The organism is Azoarcus sp. DN11, from assembly GCF_003628555.1.
Lineage (GTDB): Bacteria > Pseudomonadota > Gammaproteobacteria > Burkholderiales > Rhodocyclaceae > Aromatoleum.
Window position 1 is genome coordinate 3,372,065 of record NZ_CP021731.1, and the last position, 16,583, is coordinate 3,388,647.

Below are 16,583 nucleotides of genomic sequence, written 5' to 3' on the forward strand. Positions count from 1 at the left end.
TTTTTAGTGGACCCGCTCGGGATGCGAGTAGATGCTGTGGCGCTCGCCGCGCGCGAAGCCGATCAGCGTGAGGCCCGCGGCCTGCGCGACGCGCACTGCCATGCCGGTCGGCGCGGAAACTGCCGCCACCACCGCGATGCCGACCGCCGCGGACTTCTGCACGATCTCGTAGCTCGCGCGGCTGGTCATGAACAGGAAACCTTCGTTGAACGAACGGCGCTCCGCCGCGATGGCGCCGATCAGCTTGTCGAGCGCGTTGTGCCGGCCGACGTCCTCGCGCACGAGTTCGATATGGCCATCAAAACCGCACCACGCGGCCGCATGCACCGCGCCGGTGAGATCGAACAAATGCTGACGCGACTGGAGTTCGGCCTGGGCACGCTGCAAGGCGCCTGCGTCGAGCATGCCCGTCGCCCCGACCTTCGCGATCGGCCGACAGGCGAGCTGGTCGAGGCTTTCGACGCCGCAGATGCCACAGCCGGTGCGCCCGGTCATCGCACGGCGGCGCGCCCGCAGCTGCGCGAAGCGCTCGCCCGCCAGCTGCATCTGCACTTCGGTACCGTGCGCATGCTCGACGACCTCGATGTCGAGGATCTCGCGGGCGTTGCCGGCGATGCCTTCGCTCAGGCTGAAACCGACCGCGAAGTCCTCCAGATCCTGCGGGGTGGCCATCATCACGGCGTGCGAGAAGCCGTTGTACACCAGCGCGACCGGCACTTCCTCGGCCACCGAATCCTCGGCGCGCACCGCACCGTCGTCGGTCCACCGATCCACGCCGTACATTCCGTGAGCATCCGCCATTGAAACCGCACCCTGCCGCATCGTCCACCTCGCAAACCGGATTTCAGTCGCCTGCCGAGACCGACGCCTCACCCCCGACGCCTTGCGTTCACGATACAAAGTGATCGATATATGGTCAAGGTTTCTGTATCGCTTTTTTCCTCATTGTTTGACTTACATCAATAACGCCAAGCACTGCCAAAGCGATCCGTTTCAGACATCACCGCATGCTCGTTTCCAGCGCTTCCGGCATCGCGTTAGAATCAGCCCATCTACCCCATCCGCGACCTGCTGACATAACAAATAACGGTGCGAAATCAATGAAAAACCGTTTCCTCGAACAGTGGATCAGCGACTACCTGGCCGAGCGCCGGGTGCGCGCCAACTCGCTGATCATCACGGTGTACGGCGACTTCATCGCGCCGCACGGCGGCACCGTCTGGCTGGGCAGCTTCATCCGCCTCGTCGAGCCCTTGGGGCTGAACGAGCGCATGGTGCGCACCAGCGTGTATCGCCTGTCGCAGGACCACTGGCTGGAATCGGAACAGATCGGGCGCAAGAGCTACTACAGCCTGACGGCCTCGGGCCGACGCCGCTTCGAGCACGCCTACCGCCGCATCTACGACACGCCGCAGGACACCTGGAACGGCGAATGGCAGTTGGTCGTGCTGCCCTCCACGCTGGGTTCGCCCGAGCGCGACACGCTGCGCAAGGAGCTCTCCTGGGCGGGTTACGGCAACGTCGCGCCCGGGGTCATGGGGCACCCGTCAAGCGACACCGCGACGCTGATGGAAATCCTCCAGGACACCGCCACGCAGGACAAGGTCGTGCCGATGCAGGCGGCCACGCTCGGGGCGTTGGCGACCCGTCCCCTGCAGGATCTTGCGCGCGACTGCTGGAACCTCGACGAGATCGAGGCGACCTACCGGGAGTTCTCGGACCGCATGCGCCCGGTGCTGCGCTCGCTGCGCGCCACGCGCAACCTCGACCCCGAACAGTGCTTCCTGATCCAGACGCTGACGATGCACGAATTCCGCCGCGCGCTGCTGCACGACCCGCAGTTGCCGATGCAGCTGATGCCGCACGACTGGAGCGGCACCGCCGCACGCGCACTGTCGCGCGCCATCTACCAGATCACCTGGCGGCACGCGCAGCAGCACCTGATGGCGGTGTGCGAAACCCCCAACGGAGCACTGCCGGCCGCAGCCCCCTACTACTACAAGCGATTCGGCGGACTCGATCTCGAATCCGCCGCCAAGGAACTGGCCGAGAACTGAGCACCACGGGGTCGCGTATCAACGCCGCCCCGGATCGTCACCCCGAGCTTGCGGAGCGGGGCTGCCATCGCGCGCCATGCCGCCTCCGTTCAGGCGGCGGCGCGCAACCGCGCCGCATGCCGGCCATGGAGCAGGTAGAACGCCGCCATCGACAGGACGGCGAGCGCCGCCATGCTCCAGTACAGATTGCGGTAGCCCATGTGCGAGATCGTCAGGCCCAGGAGATAGGGGCCAAAACCCAGGCTGGCATCCAGGAAGATGAAGAATGTCGATGTCGCCATCCCCATCCGCTGGGGGACCACCACCTTGACGGCAACCGCATACAGCGCCGACTGCAGATTGCCGAACCCCAGGCCGATCAGTGCCGCCGCCACCAGCAGCATGGCCGCGGAATGCGCATTGGCCAGCACGGCCATCCCGACCGCGAGGAGTGCGCAGCATGGATAGACCACGACGCCGGAGCCCTTCCGGTCCATCAACCGCCCGGTCAGCGGACGCGAGCACAACACCACGACCGAATACACGATGAAGAAGAAGCTCGCCGCCGTCACGAGATCGAGCTCGACCGCATAGACATTGATGAAAGCCAGCACGCTCGCATAACACAGCCCCGCCAGGATGGTCACCGCGGCGATCGGCAGCGCCCGGCGCTCGAGCAGCCGGCCGAACGAGAATTCGAAGCCTCGCGCAGCCCGGTGCGCGGCATCCATCTCCGGCACCTGCAGCCGGGTGGCAGCCAGCAGGCCGAGCACCGATACCGTCAGGCTGGACGCGAAGATCCAGATGAAGCTTGCATGCTGCAGCAGCCACAGCCCGAGGAAGGGACCGATTGCGGAGGCCAGGGTGGTGCTGAGGCTGAAGTGGCCGATCCCCTCGGCCTTGCGGTCCGGCGGAATGATATGCGCCACCGCGGTGCCGGCTGCCGTGCTGCCCACGCCCAGCGCAATGCCGTGGAGAAAGCGCACGACAATCAGGGTCGCGACCGAGTCACTCAGGAAATACAGGCTGGTGGTCAGCGCAAAAGTCGCGGTGCCGACGATCATGGTCTTTTTCCGGCCGATGCTGTCGATCAACTGGCCGATAACCAGTCGCCCGAGCAGGGTGCCGATCACGAAGATCCCGGCGACAAGACCCGCCTCGCTCAGCGAGGAACCATAGGCCTCGATCGCATACGCGCCGACCACCACGATCAGCATGTAGAACACGAGGGCCAGAAAGAAATTCACACCCGAGACGATCAGGAAGTCGCGGGTCCAGAGAGGTGACGAAGGCATGTTGGGGTGAGCTTGTTATTTGAGGTTGCCGAGCAGTTGCCCGAAGACGGCGACGGTCCGTTCCAGAGGCCCCGGACCGATCCCCGCGGTGACGCGCTCCTCGAGCGCCGTGATCTTCGCCCGGCATTCGGAATAGACACGCATCCCCAGCTCCGTCAGCACAAGGGATTTCTCGCGCCGGTCATTGCCGGGAGCGCACGTGAGATACCCCAACTCCTCGAGCCGCTGCACCCTGCGCGTGACGCCGGGCTTTTCGATCCCGTAATACTGTGAGATCTCGACGAGCGAGGCGCGCGTGTGTTCCTTCGCATACACCATCACTTGCCACAGCGAGTAGGACAGCTCGCAGGGTTGAAGCAGCTCGTTCAGCGCGTGGATCAGGGGCCGGTACACCGACAGGTAGGATCTGAAGAAACCTTGCATCGCGCAGTATGGTTACCTTTGTTAATGATTAACAAACGCAACTATATGAGCGAGCGGCTCCGCAGTCAAATCGCCGGAGCTTCTGCGTCGGACGATTTGCGGCAGGTGCGGGGAGGAAGGAAGATACCCGGCCGAGAAGACCGGTCAGGGGAAACGCGGCAACCCGGTGCCGCTCGGGCTGAGCTCGTCAAAGCCCTGCCGAGTCCAGCCCTTCGACAAACTCGGGGCGAACGGATGGTGATCGATTAAATTGCGGTGTTGATGGTAATACGGCGCCAGGCAGGAGGAGCTCATCCTGCCCGGCGATTGATGATGCACCTCACGCAGCCCGCGGCACGATCGCGTCGACCGGGCAGACCTCCTTGCACTGCGGCGTGTCGTAGTGCCCTTCGCATTCAGTGCACTTCCCGGCGTCGATGACGAAATAGTCTTCTCCGGACGCGATCGCCTCGTTCGGGCACTCCGGAACGCACACGTCACAGCTGATACAGTCGTCGATGATTTGCAGCGCCATTGCCTGATCTCCTCGTTGTCTTAGAAAGATTCATCTCTGATGGGGTTGGGGGTGCGCCCGATGGAGCCGCACCCCGCGCTGATCGCCGTTACAGCGCGAAATCGGATTCCAGCTCCGCCACGGCCGCCATGCCCTTGGGCTCGGGCTGGTAGGCCGGCCGGTCGCCCTTGTACAGCACCTTGCCGACGTTGAAACCATCGTCGGTCATGAGCCGGCGGGCGGCGCGCGCGGCGTCGTCGGTGACATCCACCACCGCGGTGCGCACCAGGTGCTTCCATTCGAGCTGCTCGGAACGGAAAGTCACGCACGGGCTGAGCACCTGCACGAGCGAGAACCCCGGGTGGCGGATCGCCTGCGTGATGATGTCGGCAACGTTGTTGGGGTCCGAGCTCGAACAGCGCGCGACGAAGTTCGCGCCCGCGGCGAGCGCGACCACCAGCGGGTGGAAGGACTCGATGCCCGCGCCGTCCGGCGTGAGCTTGCTGCCTTCCCAGTCCGGATCGGTGGTCGGCGAGGCCTGGCCCTTGGTCATGCCATAGACCTGGTTGTCCATCACGATGTAGGTGAGGTCGACGTTGCGACGGCAGGCGTGCAGGAAGTGGTTGCCGCCGATCGAGAAGCCGTCGCCGTCGCCACCCGTCACCAGCACCGTGAGGTCGGGGCGCGCGATCTTGAGGCCCGTGGCGACCGGCAGCGCCCGCCCGTGCACGCCGTGGAAGCCATACACGCTGGTGTAGGCCGGGATGCGCGAAGAGCAGCCGATGCCCGACACCACCGCGACGTTCTCCGGCGCGAGCTGCATCGACGCCAACGCGCGGGTGATCGCCGCCAGCACCGAGTAGTCGCCGCAGCCCGGGCACCAGATCGGTTTGACCTCCGACTTGTAATCCTTCGCGGTGTATTCCCGCTGTTTTACGCAGGCATCCATGGTCAGCTCCACTGGGTGATTTGTTCGACGATGGCGCCGGGGCGGACCGCCAGCGGGCCGGGATTGTGCAGCGCGCGCACCTGGCGCGGCAGGTCGTACTGTGCGCGCAGGTAGCGGTGGAACTGCCCGCTGTGCGATTGCTCGACGACCAGCACGCGTTCGACGCCTGCGAGTGCGGCGGCGAATTTCTCCGGCTGCACCGGCGAGATCAGGCGCACCGCGACGAGCTTCACGCGGTGACCGGCGGCGCGCAGGCGGGCGAGCGCTTCGCGCGCCGGGCCGGCGCTGGAGCCCCAGGTGAGGATCGCGGTGTCGGCGTCGGCGTCCCCGGTGATGTCGGCCCAGTGATCGCCGTAGTTGTAGCCGGTGAGCTTTCTCAGGCGCTTGTCGAGTTGCGCCTGGTGGTCGGAGGCCTGCGACGAGGGCGTACCCGTCTCGTTGTGTTCGAGGCCGTCGGCGGTGTACGTGAACCCCGCCATGCCGGGAATCGCCATCGGCGACACGCCCGAGGCGGTATTCGCGTAGCGCTTGTAGTGCACGCCTTCGGCGAGCGCCGCGGGCTTCTCGCGCTGGCCGATGAAGCTCACCGCGGCCGAGCGCGGCATCACCGCCCGCGCCTGCCCCATCGCCTGGTCGGTGAGCACGATCGCGGCGGTCTGCAGGCTCTCGGCCAGATGCACCGCCCACTGCGTCGTGAACAGGCAGTCGGCGACCGACGTGGGGGCGAGCACGAGATGCGGCGCGTCGCCGTGCAGGCCGTACACCGCGATGTTGAGGTCGGCCTGCTCGGACTTGGTCGCGATGCCGGTCGATGGGCCGACGCGCATCACATCCACCACGACGATCGGCACTTCGGCCGCCACCGCGAGGCCGAGCGATTCGGTCATCAGCGCGAGGCCGGGGCCGGAGGTGGCGGTCAGCGAGGGCACGCCGCCGTAGGACCCACCGATGATCTGGTTGATCGAGGCGAGTTCGTCCTCGGCCTGCACCAGCACGCCGCCCACCTTGGGCAGCGCGGGCGCGAGCCATTCGAGGACTTCGGTCGCCGGCGTGATCGGGTAGGCGGCGACGAAGCGCACCCCGCCGCGCAACGCACCCATGCCGGTCGCTTCGTTGCCGGTGATGCTCCAGCGCTCGCTGGTGTCCGCCTTCATCGCAGGCAGCCGCGGCACCGCGGGGAAATCCGCGGCCGCTTCGACACCGGCGCGGAACGCGGCGAGGCTCGCGGCGATCGCCCCTTCGCCCTTGCGCTTCAGGGTGTCGCGCAGCACGCCGACGACGATGTCTTCGGTAAGGCCGATCAGGCCGGCGATGGCGCCGAAGGCGACCATGTTCGGGCGTCCGTCGGGAATCGTCTTCGCCAGCGCCTTCATCGCCAGCGCGATCTGCTGCGCGCCGCTGCGGGCGAAAACTTCCGGCACTTCGCCTTCACCCGGATCACCGATGATGAGGCTGTCCGGCCCCAGCGGGATCTCGGCGGCGAAGCGGCCGACGTTCTGCCAGTCGACCCCGACCAGCAGGTGGAAACAGTCGTCATGCGAGGCGAGCGGTTCCGTACCCAGCCGCACCATCACCGCCGCCTCGCCGCCACGGATCTGCGGGCCCGACGAGCGCGTCATGTACGCGTACCAGCCCGCCCGCGCAGCCGCTTCCAGCAGCAGGCTGCCCGCGGTCACCACCCCCGCGCCGCCACTGCCTGCCATCACCAGTGATACCGTCTGTCCGCTCATCCGCCCCTCCGTCATAGCCGACTGGAACCGGCGCGCACCCCACGCGCCTCGATGAGCCAACTCTATCGCCGTATTTGGTTCCTGTCAAATTGTTTGTCTTCCACTATTTTTATCATCGTTTGGGCGGCATACTTCGGGCACCCAACGTTTTGTTTTACACCCGATATTTCATGACCCTAAAAAAATCGACGGACAGGAAAGGGCTCGACTACGGCATGCTGCCCAGCCTGGCTGGCTACCAGTTGCGCCTCGCACAGATCGCGATCTTCCGTGATTTCGCCGAAGGACTCGGTGAATTCGACGTCACGCCCGGCCTGTTCGGCATCCTCGTGATCATCGAGTCCAACTCCGGACTCAAGCAGACCGAACTCGCCCGTGCCGCCCACCTCGACCGCTCGACGGTGGTTTCCGTCATCGACAACCTGGAACGCCGCAACCTCGTCGAGCGCCGACCAGCCGAGAACGACCGCCGCTCGAACTCCCTCGTGCTCACCCCCGACGGTTCCGCGCTCCTCAAGAAACTCAAGCGCCGGGTGCAGGATCACGAGAAACGCCTCGTCGAGCATCTCAGCGAAGACGAGCGCGCCACCCTCGTCGCCCTCCTGCAGAAGATCTTCCCCGAGCATCGCTGAGGCCTCATGACCTACGAAGAGCATCTCGACGAAGTCACGACGCTGATCACCGAGAAATACGACGTCGCAGACCAGGTCGCCATCGACATGGTGATGCGCGCCCAGGCCGACGATTTCTTCACTCTGCATGACGATGATCCGTCGATCTGCACGCTCGACCGCGCACACGCCGACGCCCGCGAGGTCTACAGGAAATACCGCTGAGGAGAACGCCGATGTCCAAGCACACCGCCGCCATCGAATGGTCTCGCGCGCCGCACGCGACCGACGCCACGACCTATTCGCGCAACCACGTCGCCACCCTCGCAGGCGGCCAGACGGTCACCATGTCCTCGTCGCCCACCTTCCTGGGTGACCCGGAAGGCGCCGACCCCGAGCAGATGGTGGTCAGCGCGCTCGCGAGCTGCCACATGCTGTTCTTTCTCGCGATCGCCGACCTCAAGGGCTTTCCGGTCGCGCATTACGCCGACACGCCGGCCGGCGAGCTCGGCAAGACCGAAAAGGGTCAGGCGCTCACGCACATCACCCTCTCGCCGCGCGTCACCTTCGTCGACAAGGCACCCGACGCCGCAACGCTCACGGCGATCCACAACAGCGCCCACAAGCGCTGCTTCATCGCGAACTCGCTGACGGCCGAAGTCACGCTGGATCTCGGCTGATTTCGCGGGGTAACGGAACGGCGGGAGCGATCCCGCCGTTCCCCTCAACCGCCCCTCAGAACGGCAGCACCAGCTTGAACCACGCCTTGTCGCCGCGGAAGCGGTTCTCGGCCTCGGTCTCGTGCTGCCACTGCACGATGAAGGTCGTGCCGTTCTTGTTCGTGTAGCCGATACTCGGGCCGATCGCGAAGACTTCGCCCTTGCGCCCGCGCGACCACAGGCCGGGCACTTCCGGCAGGGTCCTGCCTTCGAGCCGGTCGTTCTCCGTCTGCTTCAGGTAATAGCCGGACAGCCCCGCCGTCCACGGCCCGAAGTGCTTGCCGACCGTGTAATCCATGTGGAAATCGTCGCCCGACTCGTAATCCATCTTCGGCGCGCCGGGCGCCGGCCGGAAGTCCTTGTTCTTGCTCTTGATGTTGTACATGAACTTGGCCGACAGCTCCCACCCGTCGTCGGACAGCCAAGTCGCCGCGACGATCGGCTCGATGCTCCAGTAGTTCGTGCCGATGCTCTCGCGCGGATCGCCCGACTTGTACCTGCCGGTCGGCATGTTGAGGTCGAGCGCGAACAACCAGTGCAGGTTCTTGGCGTGCCACGCGACGATGAGCGGATTGAAGGTGATATCGCCGAGCCCGGTCACCGTCTTGCTGTCACCGCCGAGCTTCACCTTCTGTTGCACCAGCGGTACCACGAGATGCATCCCCCAGTCGCCGCCAAGGATCTTTGTGTCCGTCATCCTGATGAAGCGCAGCGCGTCGAACCACGCATCGACCGACGCCCTCGGCACCTTGTCGCCATCCCCGTCGCGCAACCGGGCGCTGTAATGGCCGACGTAGTTGAGGAAATAGTTGCCCGGCGGCGGGGCCGCGCCGGCGAGCCAGTTTTCGACGCCGTTCGGGTATTGGTCGCCGCCCTCCTTCGCCAGCGCATTGCCCATGCATGCCCCCGCCAGCACAACGGCCAGCATGATCGTCCTGATCTTCATGTCTCCTCCCTGATTTTCTTGTCGTTCAGAACGGGAACTGGCGCTGCCCCAGCTGCACCGTGATCCACTTGAGTTCGGTCATCTCCTCCATCGAAAAATGCCCGCCCTCGCGCCCGACGCCGCTGTCCTTGACGCCGCCGAACGGCACGTGCGGCTCGTCCATGATCGACGCATCGTTGATGTGCACCATCCCCGCCTCCAGCCGCAGCGACAGGTCGAGCGCCTTCTGCAGGTCATTCGTGACGAGGCCCGACGACAGCCCGTAGCACGAGTCGTTGGCGAGCCGCAGCGCCTCCTCGCTGTCTGCGGCGCGGATCACCGACACTGCCGGCCCGAAGCTCTCCTCCCGGAACACCACCATGTCGGGCGTCACGCCGGCGAGGATGGTCGGTTGGTAGAACGCGCCGTCGCTCTTTCCCCCGTGCAGCAGCTTCGCGCCCTTCGCGACCGCATCGGCGACGTGGCGATCGAGCACCGCGCACTGCTTGCGGTCGATCAGCGGCCCGATCACCGTATGCGGATCGCGCGGATCACCGACCTTGAAACCTGCGATCTTCTTCACGAGCTTGTCGCAGAAGGCATCGAAGATCGGCGCCTCGACGATCAGGCGCGAGTTCGCCATGCACACCTGCCCCTGGTGCAGGAAGATGCCGAAGGCCGCGGCATTCACCGCGTAATCGACGTCCGCATCCTTTAGCACGATCAGCGGGCTCTTGCCGCCCAGCTCGAGCGTGATGCGCTTGAACTGCCGCCCCGCCGCCGCCGACAGCTCGCGCCCGACCTCGGTCGAGCCGGTGAAGGTGATCATGCGCACGCGCGGATCCTCGACGAAAGTGTTGCCAAGCACCGAACCCTGCACCGGCACCACGTTCAGCACGCCCTTCGGCAGTCCCGCCGCCTCGAAGATCTCGGCGATCTTGAGTCCCGTCACCGGCGTATAAGTCGCGGGCTTCAGGATGAAGGTGTTGCCCGCCGCAAGCGCGAGCGCCACTTTCTTCGTCGCCAGCAGGAAGGGGAAGTTGAACGGCGCGATGCCGGCGATCACGCCCAGCGGCCGGCGCACGCTCATCGAGAACACGCCCGGGCTGTCGGAGGGCATCGTCTCGCCGGTGATGCGGCGGCACTCGCCCGCGGCGCTGCGCAGCAGATTGACGACGAAGCTCGCCTCGAACATCGCCTTGCCGAAGGTCGAACCGGCCTCGTCGATCAGCACCTCGGCCACTTCCGGGATACGCTTCTGCAGCTCGTCGGCCGCCCGCAGCAGGGTCGCTTCGCGTTCGTTCGCGAGCGTGCTGCCCCAGCTCTCGCGCGCCCGGTGGGCCGCGGCGATGGCCCGTTCCAGGTCGTCGGCGGAGGCCTGATGCACCCGCCCCCACACCTCGCCGGTCGCCGGGTTGAGGTCGTCGAGGATCGTTTCCGTCGACGACGGCACCCACTCGCCGTCGATGAACAGCTTGTATTCCTTCATGTTTCCCCCTTACAGGCTGATGCCGCACCGTCCCGGCGCGATGATGTTGTTGGGGTCCAGCGCCTTCTTCAGGCGCTTCTCGACGTCGCGCTTCACCGGCCCGTAAGTGGCGGCGACCTTCTCGGCGAAGGCCGTGTTCGCGCGGTACATGCCGTAGCCTTCCTTCGCGAAGGTATGCAGCAGCTCGTCGTAACACGCGTAGGCCTTCTGCATCTGCTCGGGGTTCGAGCGGTCGTACAGCAGGTCGATAACGTGGTGCATGTCGCGCCAACCGACGATGAACTCGCCGACGTAGTCGAAGCCGTATTTCGCGAGGATCGTCTTCGCCATCTGCATCTGCTTGAGCGTCTCGGCACCCTTGGCCTGCGACACCGGCGCAAACCAGATCGAACCGCCGCCGCCGCGCCAGTTGTACAGCCCGAACTCGCCCAGGTTGGGCTTGCCCTTCATCAGGTCGAAGCGGTATTCCAGCGCCTTGCTGCCCTTCGACTGCTCCTGCGTGATGATCTTGCCGCCGGTGGCCGCGGCCACCGCCTCGATGATCTTCCAGTTGGCGTCGTTGGTTTCCTTGGTGCCGTACAGGCCCGCGTACACGTTCCACGCACCGATGTTGTGATCCTTCTGGATCTTCTTCACCGCCTCGTCGGAAATCGCCCCCGGCCCCGTGTGGTAGTCCGCGCGTTTCACCGGTGTGCACGGCGCCTCCCACAGCGTGTGCGCGATCACCACCGCGTTCGGGATCACCATCGCGATGCGCAGCGGCCGCAGCGCCTCGACGATCTTCGTGATGTCGGCTTCGTTCGGATACTGGATGCAGAAGGGGCGATAGTCCGGCGGCGCGGGCATCAGCCACATGCCCATCTTGGTCACGACGCCGAAGTTCGACTGCGTGAAGATCCCGTCCAGCGTCGGTCCGTAGCCCCACTTGAACACCTGCCAGGTGTTCGAGTTTTCCATCGCGCCCATGCCGGTGCGCAGCACCTTGCCGTCCGCCAGCACCACCTCCATGCCACACGAGAACAGGAAGTGCTCACCGTAGGGCGTGTAGCCGACGCCGCGGTCCACCATGTTGCCCACCGGCCCGGCGATCGCCGACGGCGCCGGGCACGAGAACCACAGCGGCAGCTTGTGCTCCTGCAGGTAGTCGTAGAGCTGCTGGTAGGTCACCCCCGGCTCCACCAGCGCCGTGCACAGCTCGGGATCGACCTCGATGATGCGGTTCATGCGCCGCAGGTCCATCACGATCTGCCCGCGCTGCACCGGCGCCGCGGAACCGTAGCCCAGGTTCTTGCCGGTCGAGATGGGATACACCGGGATGCGGTACTTGTTCACCACCTTCATCACGCGCTGGATCTGCTCCACGCCATCCGGCATCACCGACGCCGACAGCTCGTGCTGCGCCTCCGGCACCGGCATCATGATCTTGCGGTACGGCGCGAGCTTGTCGTCATCGACGATCACATACTCGTCACCCACGATCGCGCGCAGCTCGCGCACCGCCTTGTCGAACTCCGCCGCGCTGATCCCCTTCGGCAGCGCCTTGCTCTTCGAAACCATTCGATTGTCTCCGTCGTATTTGTGATGACTGCGCGATGCGTCAGGCGTTGATCGCGAACGCGACGAGGCTCGCCACCCCGATGCGGCGGTAGGTATCCATGACCAGGCCGGCGCCGCGCGCCGCCGCGATCTGCTGGAAGATCACCGCCGAAGCGTCGTCCATCACCCCGATCACGCGCCCCGACCCCGCGCGATCGAGCAGGCCCGTCACGCCCGCGAAACTGCCCAGTTCGCCCCCGCCCGCCGCCACCGGCCGCACCCCCAGGCCGGCCGCCAGCGCGCGCGCCAGGGCCAGCGCCTGCGGAGAGTCCGCTTGCGCGATCACCGCCGCCGGCCGTCCCGCCGCGCCCGCCTCACCCAGGTGTGCCATCGCCGCGAGCGGCATCGCCCCCAGCGCCCCGCCCCCCGCTACGCCCTTCAGGAATCCCCGCCTGTCCATGTCGGCTCACTCCTGCGCCAGCGCCGCGCCGGTGCTGACGCGCCGCGCCACATCGGCCAGCGTCGCATCGTCGATCTCGCTCGGCCGGAACGCCGGCATCGCCCGATTGCCCATCCGCACCACGCGCCGGATGTACTCCTCCGGCAACGCCCGCCCCTTCAGCACCGGCCCCACGTTCGCCTCGTGGCAATAGCGGCACACCTTCTCGTAGACCTCGCCGCCATCCCGCCACGCCGCCTGTGCCCCACCCCCGGCCACCAGCGCCGCGATGGCCCCCAGGCAAACGGCCCATCTCCTTGCATGCATTTCCGTCTCCTCGTGATTGTTGGTCTTCCAACTGAATCAGGCGAGGCAATGCAAGCTCGATGCCCGTTTTGCGCGGACACCAGATAGTGTTTTATTTACAGATACTTGGGAATTCAAAACGGGACGATTGAGCGCGCCGGCCACAAGCGACGATTGTGCGGAATGCAGACACCTTCATCCCGCAAGCACGGAGCGACCCAGCAGCAACGCGGGTCGCGGCGGCACCATCGACGCGAACCGCAAAATCAGACACTGTCCAGATTTGCGACAATGGCCCCCGACCGGCTTCAGGTCACGCGATCCAGGGGGCTCACGACACCCCGCCCCCCGCGATTCAGCACATGCGTATAGATCATCGTCGTCGACACATCCGAGTGGCCGAGCAGTTCCTGCACCGTACGGATGTCGTAACCCGCCTCCAGCACATGGGTGGCAAACGAATGGCGCAGCGTGTGCGGACTGACCTGCTTCACGATACCCGCACGCTGCGCAGCCGCCTTCACCGTCCGCTGCACCCGCTTCTCGTCAACGTGATGCCGCCGGACCGCCCCCGACCGCGGATCGACCGACAGCCCCGCAGCTGGAAAGACGTACTGCCACCCGAGCGACTTGGCCGCCGACGGGTACTTCGCGGCCAAAGCATGTGGCAAGCCAACATCCCCGCGCCCCGCCTGCAATTCTGCAGCATGCAGCGCCCGCACCACGGAAAGCTGCGCCCGCAAGCGATCGGCGAGGCTCGCCGGCAACATCGTCACACGATCCTTGTTCCCCTTCCCTTCCCGAACAAGAATCTCGCCTCGCCCGAAATCCACATCCTTTACCCGCAGGCGCAACGCCTCCAGCACGCGCATTCCGGTTCCGTACAACAACGCCACGACCAGATTCATGAGCGGATCGTCCACCGCCGCGATCAGCCGCTGTACCTCCTCGCGCGACATCACCGAAGGCAATCTTGCGGGCCGCTTCGCCCGCGTCACCTCGTCGAGCCACGGAAGCGGCTGCTCCAGCACTTCCCGGTACAAGAACAAAATGGCCGACAACGCCTGCCCTTGCGTCGCAGCACTCACATCGCGCTCCACCGCCAACGACGTCAGGAACGCCTCGACCTCCTTCTTCCCCATGTCCTTGGGATGGCGCCGACCCTGGTGAATGATGTATCTTCTGATCCAACCAACATACGCCCGTTCGGTACGCAAGCTGTAATGCTTGAGCCGCAAACGCTCTCGCACCTGATCGAGCAGCCGCGGCGATGACGACGGAAGAATGGATTCTTGCATCTTATTGGACAATTAACTGTATGCCTATACACATCTTACCTTGTAAGACAAAGACATACCAGTTGTCGCCTGTTTATGCGACACGTCCAATAACGCTTTTAGCACGACACTTGGTGTCGACCATACGTTGAACTAAACCGCTTGCGCGGTGGCAGGCAGTCGATGCGTTTAGCATCGCCATCTTGTTCGCTGACCACTGCCTTGCGACAGGATTTTCCAGCAAATTTCGTCACCTGATCGATCCTGAAACCGGGAATGTTCCCGGCATCTTCAGGAGACGATCATGTCTGTCTTGCGCCAACGAATGGATGAGGCGATGGTGCTGCGCGGCTTCTCGGCGCGCACGCGCGAGTGCTACCTGCGCTGCGTGGCGGGGCTGGCGCGCCACTACCATTGCCCACCGGATCGGCTCGACGCGGCCCAGATCCAGGCCTATCTGCTGTACCTGATCGAAGAGCGCAAGCTCGCCTACGCGTCGGTCAATCAGGCCAATTGCGCGATTCGCTTCCTGTTGGCGCGGGTGCTCGGGCGCGAAGCGGGGGACTTCGAGATTCCGATGGCCAAGGTGCCCAAGCGGCTACCCCAGATCCTCACCCGCGAGGAAGTGGTGCGGCTGCTGGCGGCGGCTCGCAACGAACGCGCCCGCGCCGCGCTGACGACGGCCTATGCGGCCGGTTTGCGGGTGTCCGAGCTGTGCGCGCTGGAACTCTCCGATATCGAGTCAGCCTCGGATCGGATGTGCCTGAAGGTGCGGCAGGCCAAGGGCGGCAAGGACCGCTACACGCTGCTCTCGCCGCGGCTGCTCGAAGTCCTGCGCCACTACTGGCGCCTGTACCGTCCGGGGCGCTGGCTGTTTCCGAACGGCGCCGGCGACGGACCGATGGGCGCGGAAACGGCCCAGCGCATGTACTGGGCCGCGCGCGATACGGCTGGGATCGCCCCGGGCGGGGGCATCCATTCGCTGCGCCACGCCTTCGCCACCCATCTGCTCGAAGCCGGCGTCGATCTGCCGACCCTCCAGCGCCTGCTCGGACACGGCCATGTCACCACGACGATGCGCTACCTGCATCTGGCGCGCTCACGCCTGACCGGCACGACTTCGCCGCTCGAGCTGCTCGACCCGCACTGAGCGCCCGATGTGCCCGGCCGGCCTGGCCGAGGTGCTCGACACCTTCGGCCCGGCCTATCTCGCCACCCGGCCGCTGCCGCGCGGCGGCGCGAAGGTCTGGCGGGCGATCGCCGCCTGCCGCACGCCGGCCCTCGGCGGGCATCTCGAAGCCTGCGACTCCTGCGGGCGGCGCCGGCACGTCTATCATTCGTGCCGCAACCGCCACTGTCCGCAATGCCAGACGCGGGCGAAGGAAGCCTGGCTCGCCGCCCGGCGCCGGGAGGTGCTGCCGGTGCCTTACTTCCACCTTGTCTTCACGTTGCCGCACATCCTCAACGGTCTCGTCGCCGCCCGCCCGAGGGCTCTGTACGAGTTGCTCTTTGCCAGCGTGGCCGCCACGCTCACGGAGTTCGCGGCCAGCCCCCGCCATCTGGGAGGCGTGCCGGCGTTCTCGCTCGTGCTGCACACCTGGACCCAGGATCTGCGCCGCCACGTTCATGTTCATGCGCTCGTCGCCGGCGGCGCGTTGAGTTCAGGCGGCGAGTGGATTCGGCCGAAGAAGGGCTTCCTGTTCCCGGTGCGCGCGCTCTCGCGCGTGTTCCGCGGCAACTTCGTCGCCGGCCTCGCACAGCTGGCCGGCAGCGAGCACTGGCCGGCCGGCGCCGACTGGCTGCCCCTCAAGCGGCGCCTGCACGACCATGACTGGGTGGTCTACGCTAAACAGCCGCTCGGCGGGCCCGAAGCGGTCCTCGAATATCTCGGCCGTTATACCCACCGGGTCGCGATCTCCAACGAGCGCATCGTCGGCATCGACGGCGAGCAGGTCGCCTTCCGCGTGCGAGCGGAAGCCGGTGGCGGCAAGAAACGGACACTGCGCCTCCCGGGCGTCGACTTCATCGGCCGCTTCCTGCTCCATGTGCTCCCCGCCGGCTTCAAGCGCATTCGCCACTACGGCCTGCTTTCGCCGGCGCGCAAGCGCCCCGGCCTGGCCGCCGCGCGGGCCGCGCTCGCCGTGCCGGCCCCGTCACCGGCCACCGTCGAAACGGTCGCCGACTTCCTGCGCCGCGTGGCGCGGATCGAGCATCAGCGCTGCCCGTGTTGCGGCCGCGGAAAGATGCGCGTGGTGGCGCTCCTCCCGCCGGCGCATCGGACGCTTCACACGCGAGGGCCGCCATGAACGCGCCGACATGCCCACCAATGACCTGGATTACGGGCACGCCGGCGGG

General features: G+C 66.0%; 18 protein-coding genes. 6 read left to right on the top strand and 12 right to left on the bottom strand.

Translation table 11 applies throughout. The features are described 5' to 3' along the window. Positions 1-3: 3 nt before the first annotated feature. Positions 4-783 (bottom strand): formate dehydrogenase accessory sulfurtransferase FdhD, encoded by a 780-nt coding sequence (gene fdhD / locus CDA09_RS15530; protein WP_174718443.1) that lies wholly within the window; start codon positions 781-783, stop codon positions 4-6. Between the two features lie 317 nt (positions 784-1,100). Here fdhD and paaX point away from each other — a divergent pair, with 317 nt between their 5' ends. Continuing rightward, on the top strand, positions 1,101-2,057 hold the full coding sequence (gene paaX, locus CDA09_RS15535; protein ID WP_121429479.1) for a phenylacetic acid degradation operon negative regulatory protein PaaX: 957 nt from the start codon (positions 1,101-1,103) through the stop codon (positions 2,055-2,057). Positions 2,058-2,146: 89 nt separating this feature from the next. Here paaX and CDA09_RS15540 read toward each other — a convergent pair whose 3' ends face one another. The 5 genes from CDA09_RS15540 to CDA09_RS15560 form a co-directional block, all read right to left on the bottom strand. Further along, positions 2,147-3,253 (bottom strand): MFS transporter, encoded by a 1,107-nt coding sequence (locus CDA09_RS15540; RefSeq protein ID WP_286164169.1) that lies wholly within the window; start codon positions 3,251-3,253, stop codon positions 2,147-2,149. A 93-nt stretch (positions 3,254-3,346) separates the two neighbouring features. Further along, positions 3,347-3,754, bottom strand: a complete 408-nt coding sequence (locus CDA09_RS15545) for a MarR family winged helix-turn-helix transcriptional regulator (RefSeq protein WP_121429481.1) — start codon at positions 3,752-3,754, stop codon at positions 3,347-3,349. A 319-nt stretch (positions 3,755-4,073) separates the two neighbouring features. Beyond that, positions 4,074-4,268: a YfhL family 4Fe-4S dicluster ferredoxin gene (locus CDA09_RS15550; RefSeq protein ID WP_121429482.1), complete on the bottom strand. Its 195-nt coding sequence runs from the start codon at positions 4,266-4,268 to the stop codon at positions 4,074-4,076. Between the two features lie 88 nt (positions 4,269-4,356). Beyond that, entirely contained in the window at positions 4,357-5,196 is an 840-nt protein-coding gene (locus tag CDA09_RS15555) for a 2-oxoacid:ferredoxin oxidoreductase subunit beta (RefSeq protein WP_121429483.1), read from the bottom strand. Positions 5,197-5,198: 2 nt separating this feature from the next. Continuing rightward, a complete protein-coding gene (locus CDA09_RS15560; protein ID WP_121429484.1) occupies positions 5,199-6,926 on the bottom strand; it encodes a 2-oxoacid:acceptor oxidoreductase subunit alpha in 1,728 nt (575 codons plus the stop codon). Positions 6,927-7,096: 170 nt separating this feature from the next. Between CDA09_RS15560 and CDA09_RS15565 the strand changes: the two genes are divergently transcribed. The 3 genes from CDA09_RS15565 to CDA09_RS15575 are packed head-to-tail and all read left to right on the top strand — an operon-like array spanning position 7,097 to position 8,217. Continuing rightward, positions 7,097-7,558, top strand: a complete 462-nt coding sequence (locus CDA09_RS15565; RefSeq protein ID WP_121429485.1) for a MarR family winged helix-turn-helix transcriptional regulator — start codon at positions 7,097-7,099, stop codon at positions 7,556-7,558. A 6-nt stretch (positions 7,559-7,564) separates the two neighbouring features. Then, entirely contained in the window at positions 7,565-7,762 is a 198-nt protein-coding gene (locus CDA09_RS15570) for a hypothetical protein (protein WP_121429486.1), read from the top strand. A gap of 11 nt (positions 7,763-7,773) precedes the next feature. Beyond that, positions 7,774-8,217: an OsmC family protein gene (locus CDA09_RS15575; protein WP_121429487.1), complete on the top strand. Its 444-nt coding sequence runs from the start codon at positions 7,774-7,776 to the stop codon at positions 8,215-8,217. A 55-nt stretch (positions 8,218-8,272) separates the two neighbouring features. Here CDA09_RS15575 and CDA09_RS15580 read toward each other — a convergent pair whose 3' ends face one another. The 6 genes from CDA09_RS15580 to CDA09_RS15605 form a co-directional block, all read right to left on the bottom strand. Beyond that, a complete protein-coding gene (locus tag CDA09_RS15580) occupies positions 8,273-9,202 on the bottom strand; it encodes a SphA family protein (protein ID WP_121429488.1) in 930 nt (309 codons plus the stop codon). Between the two features lie 25 nt (positions 9,203-9,227). Continuing rightward, on the bottom strand, positions 9,228-10,670 hold the full coding sequence (locus CDA09_RS15585) for an aldehyde dehydrogenase family protein (RefSeq protein ID WP_121429489.1): 1,443 nt from the start codon (positions 10,668-10,670) through the stop codon (positions 9,228-9,230). Positions 10,671-10,679: 9 nt separating this feature from the next. Continuing rightward, positions 10,680-12,227, bottom strand: a complete 1,548-nt coding sequence (locus tag CDA09_RS15590) for an FAD-binding oxidoreductase (protein ID WP_121429490.1) — start codon at positions 12,225-12,227, stop codon at positions 10,680-10,682. A 40-nt stretch (positions 12,228-12,267) separates the two neighbouring features. Then, a complete protein-coding gene (locus CDA09_RS15595; protein WP_121429491.1) occupies positions 12,268-12,666 on the bottom strand; it encodes a hypothetical protein in 399 nt (132 codons plus the stop codon). 6 nt (positions 12,667-12,672) lie between these two features. Beyond that, positions 12,673-12,972 (bottom strand): c-type cytochrome, encoded by a 300-nt coding sequence (locus CDA09_RS15600; protein WP_121429492.1) that lies wholly within the window; start codon positions 12,970-12,972, stop codon positions 12,673-12,675. 287 nt (positions 12,973-13,259) lie between these two features. Then, entirely contained in the window at positions 13,260-14,261 is a 1,002-nt protein-coding gene (locus CDA09_RS15605) for an integron integrase (protein WP_502697071.1), read from the bottom strand. Between the two features lie 271 nt (positions 14,262-14,532). On the opposite strand from CDA09_RS15605, the gene CDA09_RS15610 reads away from it, so the two are divergent. Both CDA09_RS15610 and CDA09_RS15615 read left to right on the top strand, forming a co-directional pair. Next, positions 14,533-15,378 (top strand): tyrosine-type recombinase/integrase, encoded by an 846-nt coding sequence (locus CDA09_RS15610; RefSeq protein ID WP_121427886.1) that lies wholly within the window; start codon positions 14,533-14,535, stop codon positions 15,376-15,378. Positions 15,379-15,385: 7 nt separating this feature from the next. Next, positions 15,386-16,534: an IS91 family transposase gene (locus CDA09_RS15615; protein ID WP_121427887.1), complete on the top strand. Its 1,149-nt coding sequence runs from the start codon at positions 15,386-15,388 to the stop codon at positions 16,532-16,534. Positions 16,535-16,583: the final 49 nt, after the last annotated feature.